The sequence below is a fragment of the Bradyrhizobium sp. Pa8 genome (assembly GCF_052588265.1).
Map to the genome: position 1 here is coordinate 1,780,502 of NZ_CP176767.1, position 24,360 is coordinate 1,804,861.

Consider the following 24,360-nt stretch of genomic DNA (forward strand, 5'->3'; position numbering starts at 1 on the left):
AAGCTCAATGACGGACGGGTGCTGCGTCAGTATGGCCGCACTTGGCGCCGGCTGTTCGAGGAAGGTGGTGCGCCAAATCATAAGCCGTTCCTCGGCGAGCCGTGGGTCCATGCCGAACGGCGCCGATGCTGGGTTGGGCTCGACTATCACGTCGAGATCGAGCGGCACTATTACTCGGTGCCCTATCGCTTCGCCCCTCGAGAGGCGGAGGCGCAGATCTGTGTGCGAACTTGCGATCGGTCTGCCAGCGCATGCTTGGCACAAAATCCGAGGCGAGAGGATGCTGCAGAACGGTTCTCATCGCGGTTAGCCGAGTGCGCGTCCGTCCGGCGCCTCGAGATGCCTGGCTTGCTGAGAGCCGGCCCGAGGAATGGCTGCTGATCGCGTAAGGCGAAGAAGCGTCGCACAAATATTGGCTCGACCCTTATGGGGCGGAGCATTGAATTCCCGCAACCGGTCAACATCGCCAAACTTCGCTGGCGCATACCGTGCGACTACCACGAACTCAAACAGGAGGTCGGTCTTGGCCAGGTCGAGGGGCGAGGTTGGCGTGGCTTTCACCTCACGCAACACGGTGCATCGCCGCGTACGGATTCCAGAGGCAAGGGGGGCATCCTAATGCAGATACCGCACAAGCTCCGAAAAGTCGGTCGTTCCAGTCACTGACAGACAACGTTGACCTGACGAGCATGAAACCTTTTGAAAGGTTACGAAAAGCCGATCTCCAGGGACGCACCTATGGGAGCAGCTCCGCAAGCACTTTTACCAACATCTACCCAATCTTACCCAAATGCCCCCTTCCCCAATCTTATACCCGGTTTCAGCCCGGTCTAAGACCACCTGGTGTTTAGAACAGTCGGGGAGGAAGATCGTGTCTCACCATTGCACGGACGGCCAAGGGTCGGTCCGGGATGGTAATCGGTCCGAACCTGAGGGAGCGGTCGCGATTGTGGCCACGCTGGATACCAAGGGCCGCGAAGCGTTTTACCTTGCAGATATCATCGAGAAACGCGGCCGCACGGCGGTGGTAATCGACGTCGGCACCTCCGGGATGGCTGCTGGGACGAAACAACGCGATCGTGACGGGGCTCGTGTCGCCTCGCCCGCCGAGCTCTTAAAGGAGATAGCCGCAGCAACGCGCGCAAGGGTTCGTGATCTCCTGGCAACAGGCACTATCGGCGCGATTGTGGGAGTTGCCGGTGGCAAGGGGAGCGCAGTTTTCGGCGAGATCGTGTCTGATCTGCCTTATGGCTTTCCTAAGCTACTCGTGAGCAGCGCAAGGCCAGCGCTACTCGCCGAATTGGCTGTCCTTAACGACATCATTCTCTATCCGACGATCGTCGATCTCTTTGGGGTCAACGCCTTTACTGAACGGGTATTGGAGAATGCAGGGCGGGCTATTGCGGCCATGCACTTTGCGCCCACGAAGCATGAGCGGAAGAAGAAGATCGTGGCGATCACGGCCTTTGGCGTGACGACGCCTGCGGCAAATCAGTGCGTGGCGCGTCTCGCCGAGGCTGGCGTGGATGCGATTGTGTTTCCTGCCAACGGGGCGGGTGGCCGCAAAATGGAGGAGTTGATCGCGGCCGGCGAATTCGACGCTGTGATCGATCTGACCACAACGGAGCTGGCTGATGAAATTCTTGGGGGCACCGCGAGCGCCGGTCCGGATCGCCTCAAGGCAGCATCTCACCAATCGATCCCGCAAGTGATCGCGCCTGGTGCGGTTGACATGGTCAATTTTGGCCCGCCCTCCAGCGTTCCTGACCAATTTCGCGGCCGTCAGCTCTACTCCCACACACCCTATACGACGCTTATGCGCACGACTCCTTCCGAGAACGCGAGTATCGGCCGACTTACGGCTGAGCGGCTGTCGCTGGCAGAGGGACCTGTAATTGTCCTTTGGCCAGCGAAAGGCGTTTCAGATTATGACCGCGAGGGTTGCATTTTTTGCAATCCCGACGCTGACAGGGCTTGGCTCGAAGGGGTGAAGGATAATCTCGCGCCGAATACTATGGTTTGCGAACTGAACTGCCACATCAACGATCCCGAATTTGCCGAGACTGCCACGACGTGGATCGTCGAAAAGTTGGGGCAGGGAGTCTGAATGCGATGCTGATGTTTAAGCGAACCGAAATCCTTTCCAGGGTCAGGCAGCAGATCGATCAGGGAAAAGCGGTCCTTGCCGCCGGAAGCAGCTGCGGCCTAGTTGCGAAATGTGCTGTTTTGGGCGGCGCGGACATGCTGGTGGTCTATAGTACCGGGCTGTCGCGCCTTATGGGGCTTCCCACGAGCCGGATCGGCGATTCAAATGCGCGTACCCTCAACCTTGCAGCAGAAATCCGCAACGTCGTTTCTTCGGTACCTGTCATAGGCGGCGTTGAAGCGTGGGATCCTCTTCGGCTCGATCTTGTTGCCCTTCTGGACAAGTTCTGGGCGGCCGGCTTCTCCGGCGTTATCAACTATCCGACTATCTCCACTATGGGCGAGAAATGGCGCGACCGCCGCGGACGCGTTGGGCTCGGCTTCGAGCGCGAGTTCGAAATGATCGCAACTGCCCGCAAGAGGAATATCTTCTCGCTCGCCTATGTCGCCAGCCCGGAAGACGCCAAAGCCATGGCCAGCGCGGGAGCCGATTGCATCGTCCCGCACGTCGGCGCAACCCGCGGCGGGCTCGTTGGTCATGATGAAGGCCAGTCAATACAAGAGGCGATCAGGCGCATCAACGACATCAACGCGGCGGCGAGGAGCATCCGATCGGACGTCATCCTCCTTTGCCATGGCGGGGCAATTGCAGAGCCGCAGGATACGGCCGAGGTCTATCGGTCGACGCAGTGTGTCGGCTTCGTTGGCGCATCCTCCATCGAAAGAATCCCAATTGAACAGGCAGTGAAGACGGCGGCACAAGAGTTCAAAGCCGTGTCGCTTCCACGAAATCACTGACATTCATCGGAAAATCTTGGAGTGAGGTTGGAATGGACAAGCCGACCCATCAATCACGCGCCCATAGGACGGTAGTATTCCCGCGAGGGAGTAAGTCCGATCATGATTGGGAAACTGATGTCCTCGTGATCGGCAGCGGTGCAGCCGGACTGTCGGCCGCCCTCTACGCGGCAAAGGCCGGACTGCGCGTCACGGTGTGTGAAAAGTCTCCGCGGCTTGGCGGGACGACGGCGCTGTCGAACGGTATGATCTGGATTCCCTGTTCACCCCAGGCTCGGTTCGCAAACATTGATGACTCGCTTGCGAAAGCGAGGATGTACCTACAGCATGAACTTGGCAACTACTATCGGGCTGACTTCGTTGAGGCCTATCTTGAGGACGGCCCAACAGCGCTTTCAGCACTTGAGAACGGGACAGAAGTCAAGTTTACGCTGGCGTCTGTGCCCGATTATCACTCGAGCCAGGCCGGCGGAGTTGACAAGGGCCGTGCACTGAGCCCCGCACCCTATGACGGACGGCTTCTCGGCACCGATTTCGACCTAATAGGCGATCCTATTCGTGTTGTACTCGGGGGAATGATGATCTCCTCCGGAGAGGTGAGAAGCTTCTTAAACCCTTTTCAGTCTTTTGCTTCGCTTAAGCATGTCTTGCGTCGGGTCAGCCGCTACGCGCGGGATCGGCTGAGTTACAGGCGTGGCACTGAACTCAGCGGAGGCAACGCCTTCATCGCGCGCTTGCTCGTGAGCCTACGCAAGTATGGCGTAGAAGTTTGGCCAGCGTCTCCTCTCATAGAACTCATCAAGGAGGAGGGGCGCGTTCCGGGGGCACTCGTCAAGCTGATCGATTCTGACATTAGCGTGCGCGCTTCGCATGGGATCATCCTCGCAACGGGCGGCTTTGCGTGCAACGCGCGCTTAAGAGCAGAGCTTAGCGGCCCCCATCAGCATAACGACACGCTGGCCCATCCCGATGCCAACGGCGACGGCATCGCCCTTGCGGCTAGGCTCGGAGCCGCGATTGACAACGATGTTGCCTCTGCCGGATTCTGGACCCCAGTGTCGATCCTGAAGAGCTCCAGCCGCTCGCAACTCGTCCCGTACGGCTGGTTAGACCGCGGCCGCCCCGGTGTCATTGCGGTGGGGCCAAATGCTAGACGTTTCGTCAACGAATCCAATTCGTACCATGATATTTGCATCGCGATGTTCAAGAACGGATATCCGGTCGACAAGCGGTTCTACTTCATCTGCGATCAGGACTTCGTCCGCCTGAGAGGCATGGGACAGTTGTTGCCTTGGCCCTGGACGTTAAGCATCGGGAGATACGCGCGCCTCGGCTACATCAAGCAGGGCCGAACAATTCCGGAGCTGGCAAGGCAGTTGGGGCTAGACCCCGCCGAGCTTCAACGAACGATCGGGGAGCACAACGCGCACGCTGCGGAAGGACGCGATCCGCTCTTCAAGCGTGGTGAATCCGCTTTCAATCGCACGTTGGGCGATCCGGCCGTAGGAACAAAAAATCCGAATCTCGGACCGATCAGAAAAGGCCCGTTTATTGCGCTGCCGATTGTTCCGGCAACGCTTGGCACAGCGGCTGGATTGGCAACTGACACATGTGGACAGGTCCTGGATGGAAGTGGAAGTCCAATCTTAGGTCTTTATGCTTGCGGCAATGACATGACCTCGCCAATGCGCGGAATTTATCCCGGAGCGGGCATCACCATCGGCCCCGCGATCGTGTTCGCCTACCGTGCCGTCAACCGTATTCTGGCATCAGCTCAGCATGAGCAAAAAGCAGCAGCTTCAGGAGCTTGACCATCGATATAGCTGTGTTCAGCGCGCATGGCGGCAAAGGGCGGGAAGGACGTGAACCAGGCTGCATCGAAAATCAAAGGCTGTTTTGGGGATCTCTCTGGACGTCGCCGTCGCGTTTCACGCAGAACTCATCTCTAACCTAGAGAGTTCACGATGCGTCGTTCGCGCTACGCCAAAATAGTCGCAACGGTCGGTCCGGCGACCGCCAGCCCCGATAAGATCCGAGCTCTCTACTTTTCGGGCGCGGATGCTTTCCGGTTAACTTCAGTCATGGATGTCATGATGACCATGCGCTTGTATATGCTTTGATGCGCGCGCTTGAGCGGGAATTCGGTCGGCCGATCGGAGTGCTACAAGATCTGCGAGGGCTGAAGATCCGCATCGGCTTCGTTGAATCGGGGAAGTTGATGTTGGATACCGGCGAAACGGTTCGCTTTGCTCGAAGGAGCCGGCGGCGGAAAACAGTCGATCCCTCTACCTCATCCGGAAATATTCGCAGCCGCGGATCCCGGCCAGGACTTCTCATTGACGATGGCCGCGTGCGCCCGAGCGTCAAAAAGCCAGGGGACGGCGAGATGGTCGCACGCATCGTTGTTGGCGGCATGATCCGTGATCACAAGGGTATAAACCTGCCGGAGGACGCTGTTCGACGTCTCTCCTCTGACAAAGAAAGATCTCGCCTTCGGCCTTCAGCTAGATTGGGTCGCTCTATATCTTTCGTTCAAAAGCCTTCTGACCTTATCGAGGCACCGGCCCTGATTGGTGATGCAGCAGGCCTGATAGACAAGATCGAGACGCCTATGGCGCTCGATCGCACCGACGATATCATTCACTTGTCAGACGCCATCATGGTCGCGCGCGGTGATTTCGGCGTCGAAATTCCGTCTGAAGAGGTGCGAGGCCGGCAAAAAGAGCTCATCCGCGCCCTGTCGGCCTGCTGCGAAGCCTGTGATCGCCGCAACCAAGATGCTGGACTCAATGGTCGCTGCGCCGATGCCGACGCGCGCGTAGGCCTCAGATGTTGCAACCGCGCTCTGCGATGGAGCCGACGCAGTGATGCTGTCTGCCGAATCGGCAAGTGGAGGCTATCCGGGCGAGGAGTCGCCATGATGGACCGCGTGTCTTTCGTCGCTAACGCGTCAGATGCGTAGCAGCGACATGCGGCCGGATCGCATGGCAAGAATGTCGGCTTTGGCATTCTTCCGATCGCAGTCGACGAGCAAATTCGGCATGGCAGATTGGCGACCGATTATCGGAGTGATTTGCGATTTTCGTCGGGGATTCGTTGGTCCACTCGCGGTAGTCGCCCTGGCCGGCATCGATTCGTGGCGCCGACCACTCTCATATGTGCTCCAGGCTGCGACGTGGGGGCATTCCGTCGGCGCCCCTTTCATTCGAGGCAGGCGATGAGCAACAGGCCTCGATTCCAACCCGGCCATCAATCAGGTGAGCCGGACAATGGTCGAATGTGCACTTGCGACACCTGCGCCAGAGTGAACCCGCGGGACAATCTTTCAACGGAGGCGAACAATTTCGTGTTGGCTCCGTCCCCCACTACCTCTACCTGAGCGGCTTAGCTTCCACACTCGCGGCTCGCCGGTTCGTACCGCCGGGGCTGTACCCTTTTTGATCTCGTGTATCAAAAATGAATACACGCCCGAGTTTCACGGCCTGTTCTGCTCCTCAGCATAGGGTTAGAGAGATTGATGCTAGGACGCGCACCATTTTGGCTAAGTCCTGCCCCCCTCAGCGCGTGTCGTCAATCGTGATAAGTGAGTTCTTGGCCTCGCTTTGAACTCTCAAGAACTAGTAGAGCTTGGGTGGGTTGCTTGCATGTCGTGGCTTTCGGACCGCTCTGTCAAGATGCGGACCGATCGGAGCGTGAGATGGTTGCCCATCAATTTGCAAGCAAATGAGCAAAAGTGGCGACGGTTCGACTTCTGCCGAGTCCGCAGCCACGACGGCGGTAGGACGGCTGCCAAGAAGCTTCGGGCCGTCGAGGAGACTGCGCTGGCGGCGAGCATCGTCGAGGTTGCGCAGCACATGAATGTTTCCCCAATCTGCTCACCGTTTGGCGGCGGCAGGTTCTGAGAGGCTTTTTTGGCCTAGGCCAGTATCCGGCAGGACGACAAGGTCCATTTGTCCAGTTTCTGTGGGCCGACCAGCTACCACAGGCGGAACTCTCCGGGACGGGCGGCACGTTCGCCGTCTGGGCTCGGATGCGGATCAAGGGGACGGTTGGCGCGGCGACGTTGATGACCGCGGTGGCGGCACCGGCCGATGGGCCGCCGCGCGAACCCGTTGCCGGCCAGCGTGCCGCTCCACAAACGCGGTTCCTGAAGTCTGCTCTCCAGTTCGTCCGATGACAAACTACGACTGGGCCGAAGTGCACGTACATCGCTGGACCGCGTGACATCAACCGGATCGCTACTTCCTCATTGCACCAGACCTGCACGGTCTACTCGTTGCCGCTCTCCCGAGGTATCTCGCCCGCTGTTGTCGCGTTTGTCGCTTTCGAGACTGAGCGATGTTTGGCCGTGCAGTGCTGTGCCTCGCTCGCAGTTAAGTCATTGAATAGAACGTGGAACGAGCTCTTTGGGGCTTCCTAGCGCAGTTGGCACGGCTCTTGAGTTCTTTCTTTGCGCGGCGGCAAGAGCGGGCGAGCGGTCCTAGTGATTGGTGCCACGAGATCATGACCGTCAGGTCATGCACGACAACCGAGGAGGTAAGTCATGGATCGTCTGGAATTTCTTCGGACGAAGATAGAGAAAAAGGAGCTTCCGACCTATGTCTATGGTTATCCTTCGAAGCGAGCCTATAGAGCTTTCCCGCAACCACTCCGCATAACTGATGTTGTTGAGCAGGCTAATCGCTCAAAACAAATCAACATCTACATCCATATTCCGTTCTGTCGCTACCGCTGCACCTATTGCACTCTCTTTCTTACAACGCGCAATAGAGCGGCGACTCAGGAGGCTTACGTCGGTCGATTGGTGGAGCACATCGCTCGGTATGGAGAATACCTTGGAGATCGAGAGGTTGTCAGTATCTATTTCGGCGGCGGCACTCCGACGCTGCTAACGCAGCATCAATTCGGCGCGCTCTTCGCCGTCCTCGACGTTGCATTTCCAAAACGAAACCGACGATGCGAGATTACGGTCGAGGCCGCGCCGGACTGTTTCGACAACAGCCTTCTGGATTGCCTGAAGACACTTGGCGTCAACAGAATGAGCATGGGCATCCAAAGCATGGTACCCGGCGAGCTTGCACACTCTGGTAGGCCATATTCGATCGAGATTGCAAATGCGGCAATTGAAGCCCTCATCGAGCGCTTTTCTCACGTCAATCTTGATCTGATCTACGGCCTGCGTGGTCAAACCCGTAACTCTTGGATCTTTTCGCTTGGCCGCGCGCTCGACTATGAGCCGCAGACAATTTCTCTCTATCCCGTTGTTGTTCGTCCGATGACGAACGTCGCTACCTCGAAAAGACTCAATCCTGAACTATTTTTCTCTGAAGCGGAAAAGTATGAAGTCTACGATCAGAATGTTGCTTTGATGGCGTCCAAGGGCTATCGCCAGGAATCCTTCATACGTTTCACCAGGATTACTGGCGACCATGCTTACCGGCAGGAGGTTTCGGACTTCGAAGGGACACCCCTACTAGGATTGGGAGCTGGTGCCAGAAGCTATCTCGGCCAATATCACTATAGCACGGATTATGCCGTAGACTGGAAGGTGGCTTCGCGCATCATCAACGCATTCTCGGATCGTCCTTTCGATCCTAAGGCAATAGCATCACACGGAATCAAGTTAATGCCGGACGATCTTGCGCGTCGTTACGTCCTGCTTGGCCTCACATTGTCAGTTTTAAGCAGAAAGAATTACGCTGCAATATTCGGACGAACACTGACAGACGATTTTGGTGAAGAACTCAAGGCGCTCGAATCTCTGCAACTCATCAATTTGGCGGATGGTGATGTTTGTCAGCTTACGCAAGAGGGGTTCAAATATTCGAGCATTTTAGCTCGGATGTTTTACTCTAACACGATGGTTACTCTTGAGGAGCAATGTCAGGTGGCGTGAGGTGCAGTATGGAAGAGTTGGCGAAGCATTCACCGCGTTGGTGGGATTCGGGCTACGCTGATCACAACGTTTCGTGTATGGGTGGTCCTAGCCCTGAAATCTTCGAGATCGCGCCAGCGCTCCGCGCGGAGAGCGTGATTGTCGAGCTTGGCTGCGGCGAAGGCCGCAACGCCCTCTACTTGGCCCAGTTTGGTCATCAGATCTTCGCGACCGACATATCTGAGGCCGCTATCTCCAAACTGAAGCGGCTCGCAAGCCATCTTGGCGTGAACATAACGAGCGGTGTGGCCGCTGTTGAAGATTTCCAGCCGCCTGCTTACCTCGATGTCTTTATAGCGCATTCAGTCTTGCATTTCACGGAACGAACCGTCTGGAAACCGCTCGTCACGGCCTTAATCGATCGGACGCAGCCTGGAGGATTTCATTGCTTCACCAACACGCTCGAGCGACCAGACCACCCTATCCCGAAGGAGGGTTTGGCAGCTGGTCACAAGAAGTCGTTCGCGCGTGGAGAGCTGGAGGCCATCTATGCAGAAGCCGGTTGGGAGATCTTACGGTCCGATTATTATATCAAATGGGATTCGCATCCTGGCATTCCAATCCATTCGCACTGCCTCGAGAAGGTTGTGGTTCGTAGGCCAATTGGAGCTGAAGATCTCCCGCCAATGAGAGCTGAGCCGATCAAGGCAGCCGGAATGATTCCTCCCAAACAGTTTGATACCTTGAAGCTAGGCACACCACGCGATGCCATAATTGAAATGTTCGGCTCGCCGCCAGCCAGCCATGGGGTGGCGACTACTCGGAAGACAGTCGGCGGTAACAATCAAGAGGCCATAGCCGACGGCTACATGCGCGAGGATATGATCTATGGCGATCACGGCCTTCAGTTCGTTGACGGAATGCTGACCGGAAAGTATCGATATTTCACGCCCCCGAAGCGCCTGAGCATTCGAGAGGCGTAGGACGAAAGTTATTATTAGGTCTCTTGGCAGCCAAGGTACGTCTTAGGTCTGCTCTTAGACAAGTTCCTCGCGGAGAGTATCGAATTGCCATCATTGCACCCCGCCGCCCACGCACAAGACTATCTAGGCCGCGACTAAAAATGTTCTCCGTCTTCGTGGCGAAGTGCCGGGGGCAGGGCAGACGCTCGCAGGAACTGCCTGGTGGCTCCAGCCCCGGTTAGGCGCGCTGCTTGCTTCGCTCAAGGGAGCGTTGCCGAATCTCCCCGGTAATGTAGGGGCGGACCCGGCGCGTCACATCGAGGCGTCGGAGCGTCGGAGCCGCCTCGCTCTACTTTCTGACGCCCATCAGTAGGAGACATATGAAAGTGCACGTCCGGGCAGCCGCGGCTGCGGTTGCGTTGGCCCACACGCTGGGCCGCGTTATCGGCCGCGTGCACGAATACGATCTCTAGGATCAGCGTGTCTGTACGAGGGGGTATAGTTAGCGGTTATGACTACGGCAGGCATTGCTACGTCACCGGTGCTTTACCGAACCTGTACCACCCCGGTGAACGTTCCGCATTTGATGCTCAAACCAAAGAGTCACGGAGTCTACGGCGGCTTCGATCACGATAGGTCATCCTACTTCTCAGAAAGTTACAGGCAGTGAAGCCCACGTCTAGTACTACACTGAAGACTTGTACTTCGCATACAGCGTCTGATCACGCATCCTGGGCGGGCGCGCCCTTACTCGACGCCGCAATCGCGGTGTGGCCCGGCGATTTGACAGAAACCCAAACGCGTATGTCGCGTCCGCCACAATATCGAACCACATTTTGGAACGCGCGGCTCCGCCGTCGTCAGCAGGATGAACCAACTTGTTTGAACATTTGAACCCGAATTCGCGATTGGCGCGGGGGTATGCTAGGGATCCCCTGTAACGCATCGGTTGCGGAAGCGCACCTATCGCCTTTGCAGAGAACACGGAACTGCGATTTCAATGCTCACAATCTTTTTCGCTGTCGTTTCCCTTCTTTATGCGACGGTTGGGCAGGCGGGTGGTACCGCATTTCTTGCCCTGATGACCTTTGCATCGTTTCCATCGACTCAGATGCGTCCGACAGCCTTGTTACTTAACATTGTTGCCGCCACGTATTCGACATGGCTGTTCAATCGCGGGGGTTGTATTGATTGGAAGAGGTTGAAGCCTTTTCTAACCGCCTCGGTGCCAACTACCCTGATTGGAGCATTCACAATCCTACCTCCGCATCTCTATGATGCTATCACCGCTGTTGTCCTTCTCTTCGCCGCTGCGATCTTGTTGATCGGGCGAGCGAAGGAATCTATCCCTCACGGTGCCACGCCGTTGTGGGGCGCAATCACAACAGGAGCCGGCATCGGCCTCGTCTCGGGGCTTACTGGCGTCGGGGGCGGCGTTTTCCTCGCCCCTATCCTCATCGCGATGCGGTGGGCTTCGCCCAAAGAGACGGCAGCTTTGTCTGCCCCTTTCATATGGGTAAACTCCGCAGTTGGCCTTATCGGCGCGATTTACGCCGGACAGTTGCCTTCACCGCAGACATGGCTATACGCCTTGGGGGCTGTCGCAGGGGCGATGATAGGAACCACGCTTGGTCTTCGTTGGCTGTCGGAGACGACAACGCGCTACGTACTTGCTGCTGTACTCGGCGCCGCGGGGATCCAGCTTATGGTGTTTGCAACAAGATAATACCATAAGTTGAAAAAGATGGCAGTATTTTGCTGTAATGGTTTCGTCGCGACGTGTCCGAACTGCCCCGCCTGTCCCTATGCGAGCTTCGGGTTTGCATTGGGATCAACTTGGCCATCTTGCGAAGGATTTGGCCGCGGGTGCGAGAATGAACTCGTCGCGCACGCCGCTCGTAAACGTAAACGGTCTAGCTTGAGAATGCGCTTGAGGTGCGCAGCATCTCGATCTTCTTGCGGAGCCGGCGCCGAGTGTGTCCTTCCCGCGACCTTGCGATCTGGCGGGCCATGTCGGATTACTTCAGCTCAGCGCGGAGGGACGCGCGAGCTGCTCTCCACATCGGTCGCCTTGTTCGGTTCGACGAGCTGCCTGAGGGTATGATACCTAGGGCCAATTGCCGCGCCAAATCGAAAGACGAAATCGAACATCGGCCAAGTGTCCTCGTTCTTCAGCTGTCGTGGGGAAGCAGAAACTGCCGTGTTTTGGATTGGCCAGCGGGACGAGCTTTGCAGCCGGTCTTCTCAGCCGCCATCTGTGCTTTGTCCATCAGGCGATTGGCATACGGGCTCTCTAGCTTTCATCATCAACAGCGTCGAACTCGATGTTCCTCCTTTCATTCGGGCATACATAGACAACAATTTCGACCGCGAGCGCACCCAGCCTTGTTCCGATTGAAAAACACTTCGGTCCGCTGCTGACGAAAATATCCGCCCGCGAAAGGCAGGATGCCTGGGACATGCTTGTTGGAAACGCTGCAAACGTTTCCATTCTCTACAGTACCCGGCAGCGTCAGAGCCTTTTTGATCCATGCCAGCACCCCCGTTGAAGGGCTTTCCCGCGAAACAAGTCGGCGAGGGCTTCATATCGGTGGCTAAGATCAGGAATATGCTGCTTCAGCTGCACTGCTGCGACATTGTCGAGGTACTCGGCGAAGGAATCCCTATATGGTTGCCGCGAAAATGGCGAGGGGTTTGCAGACGAACTCACGGAGCGCCGCTACGTCGTGATCGATGGGGTTGTTGTCTAATCGCTGCTGAGACGTCAAGTATATAATCTTGTTGAGGAGGCCGCCGGGTGCATGGTTGTCTTCGCGGTCGACATGAGCCGCCGCATGATAGAGCTTCGCGGGACGAGCCTTCAATGTGGACGACGCACTTTGCTGGGTCAGCGGTGCAACCCCATCAGCGGAATGGCTCGGCTCACGTCCCGGCAGGGACACCTAAGTGTTCAGGCTCTGAGCGCTATCGGGATTTATGCGGGGGCTCCGGCCTTCGGATTGAAGAGCTCGCCAGTCTTAAGCATCGTATGCATTATAACCGCCAGTTTGCGCGCCACAGCCACGGCAGCTCTTTTGAAGCCGGGTCTCTCCCGGAGCTGCAGACCCCACGTGCGGCAGAGTGCTGTCGGTTGAGCTGCGCGTCAAAATGACCGTCGCCGCTTCGTAGAGAAGCCCTCGCAAATGGCGATTGGCACGCCGGGATATATGACCGTCATAATCGACCTCTCCGGATTGGTAGCGGCGCGTCGTCAGGCCGATCCATGCGCCGACAGATCGGGATTTCTTAAAGTTGTCCGGCTCCTCAATGGCCGTGGCAAAGGCAGTTGCGGTGATCACACCGATGCCGGGAATGGACATAAGGATGCGGCAAGCCTGGCTCTGTCGCGCGTCGCGGACCAACCGGCGTCCGAGTTCGGCCGCGCGGATACGAATGCCACGCCAGGCTTCCAATAGCGGAAGCACAATCGATGCAAGTCCGTCTTGATCGGCAAGAAGGCTCCGGACGTTCTTCTCGAAGCTGCTTCCCTTTCCGGCTGGAACGACGAGACCGAAGGTTTTCATGACACCGCGGATCTGATTGGAAAGCTCGGTGGCGATTCGGACAAGCCGCGTGCGCGCCGCCACAAGCATGCGGGTCAGCATGCTGTCGAATCCCTTCACGCGGACCTCGCGAAAGAAACCGACTTCCGCCAGCTGCGCCAGACCATCGGCATGGTTCGCGTCCGTCTTGTTGGCCGCCATATCGAGCGCCGCTTTAGCATGGCGCGCATCGATGCAGATCGCCGGCAATCCTTCAGTGCCCAGAGAATGATAGAACCATACCGACAGCGGTCCGGTCTCGAACACCACTCGTTTCACGGCCGGCGCCCGCTTGCGGATGAGTTCGGCGCGGAAAAAAGGTGACGTCCCTCGTCAAGCACTTGATCGATAAGAAGATCGCGAAATAGAACGAGCCAGAGCGTGCGGCGAAACTGCATGATGGTGTGACGGGGGAGGCGGTCATGAAGGCCCTTGCCAAGACATGGACCTGGATCGGCCAGGCCTTCGTGCCCCTTGCGATCGGGTGGGCCGTATACGTCCGGGACGGCCTTGATCTCACCTTGAGGAAGGCGTTCTGATCTCGCGGGGATATTGGGGATTGCTCGTTACCCTGGCCGTTAGCACGGCTCTTTCGACTGTGGCCGCGCTCTACATACGGGCTGCGCGCCGTGCGCATGCGCCGACGGTCGTGCCGCCGAATACGACGTTGGAAGACACCGAACGCAACGCTTTCGTCTCCTGGATTACGGTAGCGGTGTTCGTGCTGTAAGTGGTCGCGAGCTTCGTGCTGTTCCTTGTTCGGTATCTGGACAGCAAGCTCCATACGGGGCGTCGCCGCTCGGACCGGGGTTCTGGCCGAGCCGTATCAAGCCGCACGAGCTGGGCTGCAACAGCGCGCCTTGCTACGCGCTGGCCCAGCGGCTTTATGGGACGAATCCCATTTCCGGCGTAAATGGCTACAAGCTCTATTTGACGGATGGTGTGCTTGTGGTCCTTGCAGCCGCGTTTTGCGTTGCCTTCATCTTTTTGATAGTGCAACTCGTGAAGGCGCCGCCGGCTCCGCCGCGATACGACCTGTAGACACAATCGAGCGAGGCAGATTAAGCAGATGGACTGCCGTGCCCGCAATTGTCGTTCCAAATGCAAAGGAGGATTGCAGCCCACGCAAACGCCATTCTGACAAAAGCAAATTCTGCAGCGATCTCAACGAGCAAAAAGCTGTGAATTGTCAGAATACGCGTTGAGTACGCAAAGGAAATTCGAAGACTTCGCGGCTGATGCAGCCGGGCCGGCTTAGGATCCGTGATCCGCTTGCTATGGTACTTTCAATGAACGCAGGCGCTGCATGGCGGCAGCTTTCACGGAAGTATGAATGGCCTCGGGAAAGCCCTTTGGCAATGCGCCCTCGATTTTGTCGAGAGCAGTTTCAGCAGTAGCAGCTACCAGTTCGATTGACTCCTGCACCAGCTTTTTCGGTACGCCCGCCGCTTCGCCTGTCTGCACGAAATGCCAGCCCTGCACGTCGGCAATTCTGTAATGGTTGTTTGTTCCTACCGACATTGCGAGCTTCATCTGCTTGCGCTGGATTTGACCCGTGTCGAGGCTGGGCTGTGCCGTGAGCACGTCGTAGAGCGGCGTCAGGCGATAGCGGCCGCCGGGCGCAAGGAAGATGCTGAAATTCTTCGCATGGCCGTCAGTTGCGCCAATCAGCCAGAAGAAAATTTGGGCCCTGAGCAGCGTCGCCTGATCGTCGGCGGGCGTGTCACTGCCTTTGAGCAGATCAAGAAGTTTCACCATTCCCGGGCCGCCGTCGCTTTGGTATTTGCGCGTCGGCGGGACCGACAGGGCCTGACAGCAATCTTCCTGCGGCAAGCGGAGCAGACGGCCATCCCTTGTCCATCTCCGGTCAAAGCGCTCGATTACCAGCGCTGTCGTCTTGCCGAAGATTGCGATGTCCGCCCTATTCACGGGCAGACCGAAAGCGTCGGCTAGCTTGAGGCAGTAATATTCATTCTCGATGCTGTTCGAAAGGTCGATGCCGTTCGGCAGCTCGCCGATCTGCGTCTTGAAAATATGGGTTGTCGGCGTGGTGCCATGCGGCTTGAACCAGTTGCCGTCATATTGCAGCAGCGCCGTCTTCTCCTGCGCTCCTGCCACCGAAATCCGGAAATCATCATCACGCGTGAGCCCGAGCGGAGCCTGGGCAAGCCCTTTGAGAAGCTTTTCGATCGCTTCGTCGTCGACGACGTCGCCGACTATAGTGTGACCATCGCCATCGCGATCATCATCATCGTCGTCGCCGACGAACTGCAAAGCGCCGACGCAATCCCTGCCGATGGCCGCGAGCAGGCTGTATGCGTCGGTCCCGGCGGCGCCGACCTTTTGCGCCACCCTTCGACGTAGCGCATCAGAGTCGGGGAGGAGGTTGTCAAAGACAGCCGTGACGGTTTCTCCGCGGAATGCGTCCTCGCGCAGCGGTAGCGAGAGCGAGACGGGCAGGGCATGCTCCCAGCCGAGCCAATCTACCTCGTAGCGGAATTCAATAGCGCCGCTTGCCGCCTTGCTGAGGCGGCCGGCAAGGCGGTTGTTGAGAAGCACACGCAGCGGCGCGTGGCGAGCGCGGCGCGCCATCAGAAGATATCCTCAATGTCTGCTGGGCTGGTCTTGCCGCGGGTCACAATCCTGAATTCAAGGTCGAGCGCGGCTAATACGGCGAGGATTGTCTCCAGCCTTGCCGCCGGATTGCCGGTCTCGATCAGGGAAATGGTCTCCTGCCGCACGCCCGTCCGTTCCGCGAGTTGCGTTTGGCTAAAATCATGCTTCTTACGGGCGCGGCGGATCAAATTGCCGATCTGCTGCGGTGTTCTTGCGAGATCGGTCATGGTTATTCTCCGGCTTTTATTATGTGCCAAGTCCGATAAAACCGCAATATCGGATTTAGCGCATACGAGCGTATTATGCGCCAGATCGCATAAAATGAAATTATCGGATCTGGCGCATAGCGCCACCTCCTCCTGGTGACGCGGCGCCCAACAGACGTCGAAGCCGCGGATCTCTAGCCCGATGATCGCGATGACCTTGTGCAGGGCTGCTAGTTCGCCGATCTGGGCTCGGCTGGTCAGCGTGTCCCGAAACTTGAACACCGCGTCGCCGACGATATCGCAGTCGCGGACGCTGGATCGAAGCCGTACGCGTTCATCGCCGGCCCGCCGAGAGGTTTAGGTAGTGCTCGATCTTGGAAGAGTCGCGAAAGCTCACCGACGACGGCTTGTTCCAAAAGCTTCGCTCGACGCCGATATCGCGGGTCTGCCACCGAGCTGGTGGGAGACCGATCCGGTGAAAAGATTTGATGATCCTGCCGCTAGATGTGGACTCTATCCTGCGCTACCGGAAAGACCTCGCGACCTCGACGGAATCGAACCGGCCGACATCGGCGATCTGGATGCCGCCGAAGAGAAAGCATCCTGGCGACGAGTGGAATCTTGGGGCGATCCGATTCCAAGTATGATCGCGCTGTTTGAGGAGCGCAACGTGCGCGTGATCGAGATCGACGGTCAAGACGGCTTCGCCCAAGAATAGAATGACCGGTTCGTTCCCGCCAACCTAAGAGCGCTACGCTCGTCGCTCCCCCATCGTCACCAGCCAGTTGCCGGCACCTCCTCGTCGGGATTGAGAATAATTGTGCCCGCTCGATCATAGGCGGCCCGATCACATTGCGATCGCACTCGCGGCGGTCCTCGACCGTCTCGTCCACAAAGCCTAGCGCGTCGAGCTTGCCGGCGAGTCCTTGCGCCGCAAGCACCCCGAAAGATCAGCCGCGTCCAAGGCCGAACCGTAAGGGGCTGTGGGTATGACGCTTGTCCTGGAGGACAAGCTTGGACACCGCTGTGCGTTCCCCACATAACCACAGCGCAGCAGCAATCAAACAGATCAGATCAATAGGACGATTGACGAAAGCCGGGCCAGCGCCAGGCTTAGGGGCGACATCATGTCGGAATCCCGGGGGCGCGATCATCTCGGTACGCAGGGGCGACTTCATCGGAATCCGCAACGCACCGAAATTTCCGTATCCGGAAGGCCGGAAATGCTTGGACAAAGGTGAGTCTGGCCCTTGCGTAGCACCTGCTCAGATCGTGGTTTATGGCCGGGCGCATCACGCTACGATCAATTATGACAACATAGTTAGCGGCAGTCCGGCTCAATAAGATTTCACTATAATCCATAGGGAAGACCAGAAATCGATGATGGACCATCCGTTGTCGACTTTGGCTACATGAGGTGTATGGATGAGAAAGGAGGCAGTGTTCAAATCTGTAGCGTGTGGTCCTCGATAGTTCGGCGAACGCCTCCCGACCAAATGTGTTCGGTCCTGCCGTTGTTCGGCCACGGTAGACGCATCACGGATGCTTGCCGTTCTAATGCGAGGCCGCGTCCAGATTGCTCTGAAGGGCATGCTTTACTCAACATTACCCAGATCGCATTGCGCGCCCCCTTGGTGATCCTCTAGCGCTGCATACCATGCATGACGCGTCGATAAGCGCCATCGAAGAAGCGCATCGGCCGCTTCCCAGTGCCGGGATGAAACTTCAGGAGCGCCCTCGTGTCAGTTGCCCTTCCCTCACCAACCCCGGCTCGCGCGTTCGAGAAGTCTGGCGACCGGAGGAAGATCTGCTCGCAAGTCCGAGGGATGTGACCTAGCGACATGGATACGCTGTTTATCGCCGTGTTCGAAATCCTGAGTTTCGGCGCTATCGTGGTGCTAGTCGTGCTAGGTCTCGGAATCATCGCCAGCATGATGGGCATCTTCAACTTCGCGCAGGGCGAGTTCGTTCTGCTCGGTGCCTACATCACCTATCTCGTGCACAGCATCGGCCTGCCGGTCGCGCTCGGCATGTTGGCCGCGCCCATTGCGGTGGGCGCGCTCGGGCTCGTGCTGGAAAGGATCGTGGTGCGACGGTTCTATACGACGCCGATCGTCGCCATGCTCAGCACCTACGCGCTCGGGCTGATCATTCGCGAGGTCGTGCGCGGCCTGACCGGCGGCCTCTATCTTTCGGTGCCGGAGCCGATCGGCGGCTCCATCACCATCGGCGCGCTGCATTTCGCGGCCTGGCGCTGCGTCATCGTCGTCATCACCGTGCTGGTGATGGCCACCAGCTACGCGCTGCTTGCCTTCACCTCGTTCGGTCTGCGAATCCGTGCCTCGCTGGAGAACCCGGCGCTAGCGCGCGCCTCGGGCATTTCCACCGGCCTGATCTACTGCGTCACCTTTGCGTTTGGAGCGGCGCTCGCGGGGCTTGCCGGTGCGTTGATCGTCCCGGTGTTCTCGCTGTTCGCCGATCTCGGTATCCGCTTTCTCATCCAGGGTTTCGTCGCCGTCATGGTCGGTGGCGTGGGATCCTTCGCCGGCCCGGTCGCTGGCGCCAGCGTCATCGGCACGCTCAGCGCCGCGCTGCCCTGGGTGATGGCGCCGGTGATCGCCGACGTTCTGGTTTTCGTGATCGCCATCATTTTCATCAAGTTCCGGCCGCAAGGCCTTGTTTCGGCGAGAGGAGTTTAAACGATGATCAGCGATAGAGAACAACTCAGCCGCCGCCGTTTTCTTGGCAAGTTCGCCTTTGCCTCCGCCGCCATTGCGGTGGGGCCGAGCAGCTGGGTGATCCGCCCCGACTGGGCCAACGCGGCGGAAGGCCCGATCAGGCTTGGTATTGCCACCGATCTTACGGGTTCACTCGGGTTTGCCGGCAATACCGATGCCAATGTCGCTCGCATGATCGTCAAGGAGATCAACGACACAGGCGGACTATTGGGGCGCCCGATCGAGCTTCTGATTGAGGATACTGCCTCCGATGAGTCCGTCGCCGTCGGCAATGTCCGCAAGCTGATCCAGCGAGACAAGGTCGACCTTGTGCTTGGGGGAATTTCAAGCTCGATGCGCAATGCCATCAAGGACGTCATCATCTCTCGTGGCAAGACGCTCTACATCTATCCGGAAGGCTACGAGGGCAAAGAGTGCACGAAATATCTGTTCTGTACCGGGCCTGTTCCGGCACAGAACTGCGACGCGTTCATTCCCTGGTTGATCAAAAACGGCGGCAAACGGTTCGCGCTGCCGGGCTCCAACTATGTCTGGCCGCAAACGATCAACGCCTATGCGCGCAAAGTGATCGAGAGCAACGGCGGCGAGGTGGTCTTCGAGGAGTACTACCCCCTCGATCAGATCGATTTCTCCTCCACGGTGAGCCGCATCATCTCCAACAAGGTGGACGTGGTGTTCAACACCATTGTTCCTCCGGGCGTCAGCCCATTCTTCAAGCAGCTCTATCAAGCGGGCTTCTCCAAGAACGGCGGACGGCTCGGCTGCGTCTACTATGATGAGAACAATCTCGAGATGAATCAGGCTCATGAGATCGAAGGTCTAGCGAGCAGCCTTGACTACTATAAGGCGGCTGACAGCCGAGGATCCGGGAAGCGCCAACATTCAGGCCGCTTACGACAAGCAATTCCCTGCCAAGTTCCGGTTCTCGGCCGGCAGCGCCGCCACCGGCACCTATCGAGGACTGAAGCTGTGGGAAGCCGCAGTCAAGGAGGCCGGCTCGACTGACCGCGACGCGGTAGCCGCCGCCCTCGATCATGCCAAGATCGAACAAGGTCCGGGCGGGCCAGCCGAGATGGTGCCCGGCAAGCGCCACTGCAAGATGAACATGTACATTGGCGTGGCCAAGGGCGGCCAATACGAGATCGTCGCGCGTAGCGCCGGCATGGTCGCCCCGAAGGAGTGCTGAATGTCGAATGTATCGTCGGCCAGCACCACAACATCTGTAGCGCCCTGCGTAATCGGAGCCTCGCAAGCTGTGTCTATCCAGGCGTCTGGAGCCGCCGGGCGGCTCCGGGTGTTGCCGCTTGTCGAAATAGTGGTGCTTATCATCGCCGCAGTCGCGCCACTGATGCTGAAGGACTACATCACAGTTTATGCGACCCGGGTACTTATTCTGTGCCTCTTCGCGTTGTCCTTCGACTTGGTGTGGGGCTATGCCGGGATCTTAAGCCTGGGTCAGTCGTTGTTCTTCGGCATGGCCGGCTATGGCGTGGCACTGCTTTCGAGGGATCTCAACGTTGCGTCGATCTTTGCAGTAATTCCACTCGGTACTCTGATCGGCTTCGTCGCTGCGTTGTTGCTGGCAGGCTTCCTTCTACTCGGCCGTAACGCCTCCAGCGTCGTTTTCGTGTCGCTTGGTACCATGACGGGAGCCTACGTGGCCGACCGGCTGGCGCGAGGTTCTTATTACCTTGGTGGCCAGAACGGAATCCCCTCGATCCAATCGATGAGCATCGGGTCGTATGAGCTGAACGAGGGACCGGGGTTTTACTACTTGGCGCTGGTCATTCTGGTTCTCGTTTACCTGTTGTCGCGCTTTCTATTACGCTCGCAGTTCGGTCTCGCGCTGGCCGGGTTGCGGGAGAACGAACAGCGTATCGCATTCTTCGGCTACAAAGTGCAGCACCTGAAGGCGATCATTTTCGCAATAAGCGGCGCGATCGCAGGCCTTGCCGGGAGCCTGTATGCGTTCCATGAGGGCTTCGTCTGGACCACCATGCTGGGTGTCGTGATGTCAACCCAAGTGGTGCTCTACGTCCTGTTCGGCGGCTCCGGGACATTGATTGGTGCCGTGATCGGAACCGCGATCGTCGAGGGCCTGAGCTTCTGGCTCTCCGACAACTATCGCGACATCTGGCCGATCATTCTGGGCGTCCTGCTGCTGCTCGTGATTCTATTTCGGCCGCTCGGCCTGATCAGCCTGGTGCTCGGCGAGCGGGAGCGTGTCGGTAGCTTCGGCCCGAGCCCGAAGGAAATACGTAATGCCGCTTCTTGAAGCCACCGGCATCTCCAAGGTCTTCGGCAAGTTCACCGCGCTAGACGAGGCTGCGCTCACCGTTGAAGAGAACGAGTTTCACGGCCTGATCGGGCCGAACGGCTCGGGCAAGAGCACCTTGATGAAGTGTCTGGCGGGTGCGGAAGTGCCGACGCAAGGCAAGGTCAGTTTCGCCAACACTGACATCACAGGGGTCACGCCGACAGAGCGCGCACGGGCGGGCATGAGCCTAAAATTCCAGATCACCTCGGTGCTGCCGACGCTCACCCTGTACGATAACATCCTGCTCGCGCTCCAGGCCCACTCCTCGCTGCTTGATCTGGTGTTCTCCCGCAGCCGGGGACGACTGCACGACCGGGTCATGGCCATGCTCGTCCAGTTCCGCCTCGCCGATCGCGCCTTTGATGCCGCAGCAGCGCTGTCGCACGGCCAGCAGCAATGGCTTGAGATTGCGATGGCGCTCGCTGGCCGGCCGCGCCTTCTGCTCCTGGACGAGCCGACCGGCGGCATGAGCCTTGAAGAGCGCCGTGTCACCGGCGAATTGCTGCAGCCGATCAAACAGCATTGCTCGCTCGTCATTGTCGAACATGACCTGGATTTCATCCGCGACATCTGCGACCGCCTCACAGTGCTCGATCAGGGTAAGGTCCTGGCCTCAGGTACGGTTGCGCAAATCCAGGCCAACAAGAACGTCCAGGAGATTTATCTGCGCCGTGCCTGAATTCCTCGACATCAAGCATCTCGACGCCGGTTATGGACGCAGTCAGGTCCTGTTTGGCCTCAACATGGCCATCCCTTCGCGCGGTGGTGTGGCCGTCCTCGGTCGCAACGGCGCGGGAAAGAGTACGCTCATGAAGGTCATCGTTGGCGAACTGCCGATCTGGAAGGGCGGGGTGCACTTCGCCGGCCGCGACATCGATAGCCGCCGGACTGAAGAGCGGGTTCGCGCCGGCATTGGGTACGTGCCGCAGGAGCATTCGGTGTTCGCGCGCCTTTCGGTGCGCGACAATCTGGCGGTCGGATTGCTTTCCAACCGCGAGGCCTCGGCCATGGATCGCGTCATGGAGATGTTTCCGAAACTCGGAGAGCGTCTGGATCAGCCGGCCGGAACGCTGTCCGGTGGCGAACGCAAGATGCTGGCGATCGGGCGCGCGATGCTGGGAAATCCAAAGCTCCTGCTGCTGGATGAACCGACCGAGGGCGTCTGGATCGGCGTTATCGAGGAGATCACCGAGCGTTTGAGCGAGCTTGCCAGGGAGATCGCCGTCATCATCGTCGAGCAACACCTCGATCTCGCAATGCGCGTAGCAGGCCACGCTTATGTACTCGATCGCGGCCGTATCGCACTGTCGGGCCCGTCGCGGGAGTTGCGCAACGACCCGCGGCTTTTGACGTATCTGGCGCCTTAGCGGCGGTACCCCCGTCTGTCGTTTCGTGGGCGGAAAACTGGCTTCATCGATTTCCTTACAATGACTGAGGGGAAGGACCATGTCTGAAGCGATTAGCCAATTTACCAATGCGTGCGAAGTCGTCGATGTGCATGAACATCACATGCCAGAAGTCGCACTTAGCCGCGACGTAAATCTGCTGAAACTGTTTCAACAGAGCTATGCGGCTTGGACAAGCTATGTCCTTCCATCCGCCCCCAAGGCGACCAGCAGTTTAACATCCGCCGCAACTGAGCCAACCACCTGGGAGGCCGTTGCGCCATTCCTGGAGAAGAGCGGCTCAAACGCATTCGTCCGCAATCTCGTTCGCGGAGTCTGTGACCTTTACGGCGTTGCTGAGACTGGAATCACGCGCGAAAACTGGGAGGCGGTAGACGCTTCGGTACGCTTACGCCACAAGAATGTGAATTGGCCCGGCGAAGTCATCGGGCGCGCCGGCATCAAGAGGATCGTAACTGATCCCTTTCTCGACCCATTGCTCGATCCGCGCCCGGTCCTCGGCGAGAGCTACGACGCGGTCCTGCGTATCAACGCATTCGCTCTGGGCTGGCACCCCGAAGCCCGCGACCACAATGGCAATTCCGGTCATGCGTTGCTCCGACGGCTCGGCATGGAGGTGAAGACTTTCGATGATTATTGTGCCGCGATCCGCGAGCTCGTAGCCGGATGCGGCCGGCGCAATCACATTGCGCTCAAGAACGCGCTCGCCTATGACCGGGATGTAAGCTTTGACGAACCGAACGAGGAGTTGGCCCGGCAGGCGTGGGGGCAAATCTCGCCGCCCCCGGCGGCGCGCAAGGCTTTCAGCGACTTTATGGTCGACCTGTTTTGCCAGCTGGCAGGCGAGGCGGACCTGCCGGTTCAGACTCACCTCGGAACCGCCATCTTAAGCGGCTCCCATCCCCTGCGGATTACCCCATTGATTGAGCGCCATCCTCGGACCCGCTTTCTGCTGATGCATTTGGCGTATCCCTGGAGCCGAGACCTGTTGGGAATGGCATTTGTGCATCGAAATGTTTGGCTCGATTTGTGCTGGTCTTTTCTGTTGAGCCCGTCCCATTTCAAGCTTGCACTGCACGAAGCTATTGAAGTCTTGCCCGATGAATCGCGAATGATGATCGGAGGAGATTGCCTGCACGTCGAGGAGACGTTCGCCGCGATTGAAAGCGCGCGCCGATTGGTTGGCGAGGTTCTAAACGAAAAAGTTGCGAGCGGTTATTCTCGAGCCCAAGACGCCGAACGCTTGGCGGCCAGGGTACTTGGCCAGAACGCGAGAGAGTTTTTTAGAATGTCTTGATGCGGGCAAGGACTGAAAGGTTTCGACCCTCTGAGTCTTTCCTCGAATTGCGGCCGCGTACGAGCAAGCGCCTGGTATTTGGCCTGGAGCAGCGGCGCCAGTACATCCCGCGCGATAGAAAGTTAGTCAGCCCCGCGCTGCGTCGTGTGGCAGAGCTCGGCCCTTCTGGGTGCTCCACGCCACCGCAGCGCTGGTCGAGCGTGATCAATTTGGTCCTCAATTGCGCAGGGCGCTGCATCACTAGGTGTTCGCTACAATCGGGCTGCCGTCGGTCGGTCGCCAACCACTGTACGAGGTCTGACTGACGATGCCGCCGCGGTGACGGCGCTCAGCTTGAGCCATGACGTCATGTCCGCCGCGCTTGCCGCAAGGCTTCCGAGCTGCGTGCTCTCGGAGAACCAGGCTCCGCCGCGGCAACA

17 protein-coding genes and 3 pseudogenes are annotated in these 24,360 nt (G+C 58.4%); 16 read left to right on the forward strand and 4 right to left on the reverse strand.

Annotated features, from left to right (window positions below; genetic code table 11):
- Positions 1–18: 18 nt before the first annotated feature.
- The 8 genes from ACKWRH_RS08095 (at position 19) to ACKWRH_RS08130 (ending at position 11,506) form a co-directional block, all read left to right on the forward strand.
- Positions 19–381 carry a Mu transposase domain-containing protein gene (locus tag ACKWRH_RS08095; RefSeq protein ID WP_445220062.1) on the forward strand — a complete coding sequence of 121 codons (363 nt, stop codon included), beginning with the start codon at positions 19–21 and terminating at the stop codon, positions 379–381.
- Between the two features lie 568 nt (positions 382–949).
- Entirely contained in the window at positions 950–2,107 is a 1,158-nt protein-coding gene (locus ACKWRH_RS08100; protein ID WP_445220063.1) for a Tm-1-like ATP-binding domain-containing protein, read from the forward strand.
- A gap of 5 nt (positions 2,108–2,112) precedes the next feature.
- A complete protein-coding gene (locus tag ACKWRH_RS08105) occupies positions 2,113–2,943 on the forward strand; it encodes a phosphoenolpyruvate hydrolase family protein (protein ID WP_445220064.1) in 831 nt (276 codons plus the stop codon).
- A 32-nt stretch (positions 2,944–2,975) separates the two neighbouring features.
- A complete protein-coding gene (locus ACKWRH_RS08110) occupies positions 2,976–4,754 on the forward strand; it encodes an FAD-dependent oxidoreductase (protein ID WP_445220065.1) in 1,779 nt (592 codons plus the stop codon).
- Between the two features lie 308 nt (positions 4,755–5,062).
- Positions 5,063–5,905, forward strand: a complete 843-nt coding sequence (locus ACKWRH_RS08115) for a pyruvate kinase (protein ID WP_445220066.1) — start codon at positions 5,063–5,065, stop codon at positions 5,903–5,905.
- A gap of 1,581 nt (positions 5,906–7,486) precedes the next feature.
- A complete protein-coding gene (locus tag ACKWRH_RS08120) occupies positions 7,487–8,839 on the forward strand; it encodes a coproporphyrinogen-III oxidase family protein (protein WP_445220067.1) in 1,353 nt (450 codons plus the stop codon).
- 8 nt (positions 8,840–8,847) lie between these two features.
- Complete coding sequence (locus ACKWRH_RS08125; RefSeq protein WP_445220068.1) at positions 8,848–9,801, forward strand: class I SAM-dependent methyltransferase; 954 nt, start codon at positions 8,848–8,850, stop codon at positions 9,799–9,801.
- 979 nt (positions 9,802–10,780) lie between these two features.
- The gene (locus ACKWRH_RS08130; protein ID WP_445220069.1) at positions 10,781–11,506 is read left to right on the forward strand and encodes a sulfite exporter TauE/SafE family protein; all 726 of its coding nucleotides are present in this window, start codon (positions 10,781–10,783) and stop codon (positions 11,504–11,506) included.
- Between the two features lie 97 nt (positions 11,507–11,603).
- Here ACKWRH_RS08130 and ACKWRH_RS08135 read toward each other — a convergent pair.
- Both ACKWRH_RS08135 and ACKWRH_RS08140 read right to left on the reverse strand, forming a co-directional pair.
- Positions 11,604–11,795: pseudogene (locus ACKWRH_RS08135) on the reverse strand (IS5/IS1182 family transposase); the annotation flags it as partial.
- 959 nt (positions 11,796–12,754) lie between these two features.
- Positions 12,755–13,664: pseudogene (locus ACKWRH_RS08140) on the reverse strand (IS110 family transposase); the annotation flags it as partial.
- Positions 13,665–13,920: 256 nt separating this feature from the next.
- Between ACKWRH_RS08140 and ACKWRH_RS08145 the strand changes: the two are divergent.
- Positions 13,921–14,091: a hypothetical protein gene (locus ACKWRH_RS08145; protein WP_445220070.1), complete on the forward strand. Its 171-nt coding sequence runs from the start codon at positions 13,921–13,923 to the stop codon at positions 14,089–14,091.
- A gap of 545 nt (positions 14,092–14,636) precedes the next feature.
- Here the strand turns inward: ACKWRH_RS08145 and ACKWRH_RS08150 are convergent.
- Together ACKWRH_RS08150 and ACKWRH_RS08155 are read right to left on the reverse strand one after the other, a co-directional pair.
- Complete coding sequence (locus ACKWRH_RS08150) at positions 14,637–15,953, reverse strand: type II toxin-antitoxin system HipA family toxin (protein ID WP_445220071.1); 1,317 nt, start codon at positions 15,951–15,953, stop codon at positions 14,637–14,639.
- Positions 15,953–16,465, reverse strand: coding sequence for a helix-turn-helix domain-containing protein (locus ACKWRH_RS08155; protein ID WP_445220072.1), 513 nt, complete (start codon positions 16,463–16,465; stop codon positions 15,953–15,955). Before ACKWRH_RS08155 ends, ACKWRH_RS08150 begins: the two co-directional genes overlap by 1 nt.
- 82 nt (positions 16,466–16,547) lie before the next feature.
- Between ACKWRH_RS08155 and ACKWRH_RS08160 the strand changes: the two genes are divergently transcribed.
- From ACKWRH_RS08160 to ACKWRH_RS08190, 7 genes and pseudogenes are all read left to right on the forward strand, one after another.
- The gene (locus tag ACKWRH_RS08160) at positions 16,548–16,901 is read left to right on the forward strand and encodes a hypothetical protein (RefSeq protein ID WP_445220073.1); all 354 of its coding nucleotides are present in this window, start codon (positions 16,548–16,550) and stop codon (positions 16,899–16,901) included.
- A gap of 1,123 nt (positions 16,902–18,024) precedes the next feature.
- On the forward strand, positions 18,025–18,882 hold the full coding sequence (locus ACKWRH_RS08165; RefSeq protein ID WP_445220074.1) for a branched-chain amino acid ABC transporter permease: 858 nt from the start codon (positions 18,025–18,027) through the stop codon (positions 18,880–18,882).
- A gap of 6 nt (positions 18,883–18,888) precedes the next feature.
- Positions 18,889–20,107 (forward strand): annotated as a pseudogene (locus ACKWRH_RS08170) (ABC transporter substrate-binding protein).
- Positions 20,108–21,196, forward strand: a complete 1,089-nt coding sequence (locus ACKWRH_RS08175; protein ID WP_445220075.1) for a branched-chain amino acid ABC transporter permease — start codon at positions 20,108–20,110, stop codon at positions 21,194–21,196.
- Positions 21,183–21,917 (forward strand): ABC transporter ATP-binding protein, encoded by a 735-nt coding sequence (locus ACKWRH_RS08180; RefSeq protein WP_445220076.1) that lies wholly within the window; start codon positions 21,183–21,185, stop codon positions 21,915–21,917. Before ACKWRH_RS08175 ends, ACKWRH_RS08180 begins: the two co-directional genes overlap by 14 nt.
- On the forward strand, positions 21,910–22,605 hold the full coding sequence (locus ACKWRH_RS08185) for an ABC transporter ATP-binding protein (RefSeq protein WP_445220077.1): 696 nt from the start codon (positions 21,910–21,912) through the stop codon (positions 22,603–22,605). The genes ACKWRH_RS08180 and ACKWRH_RS08185 overlap by 8 nt, the downstream gene beginning before the upstream one ends.
- Positions 22,606–22,684: 79 nt before the next feature.
- Entirely contained in the window at positions 22,685–23,941 is a 1,257-nt protein-coding gene (locus ACKWRH_RS08190; protein WP_445220078.1) for an amidohydrolase family protein, read from the forward strand.
- Positions 23,942–24,360 lie beyond the last annotated feature (419 nt).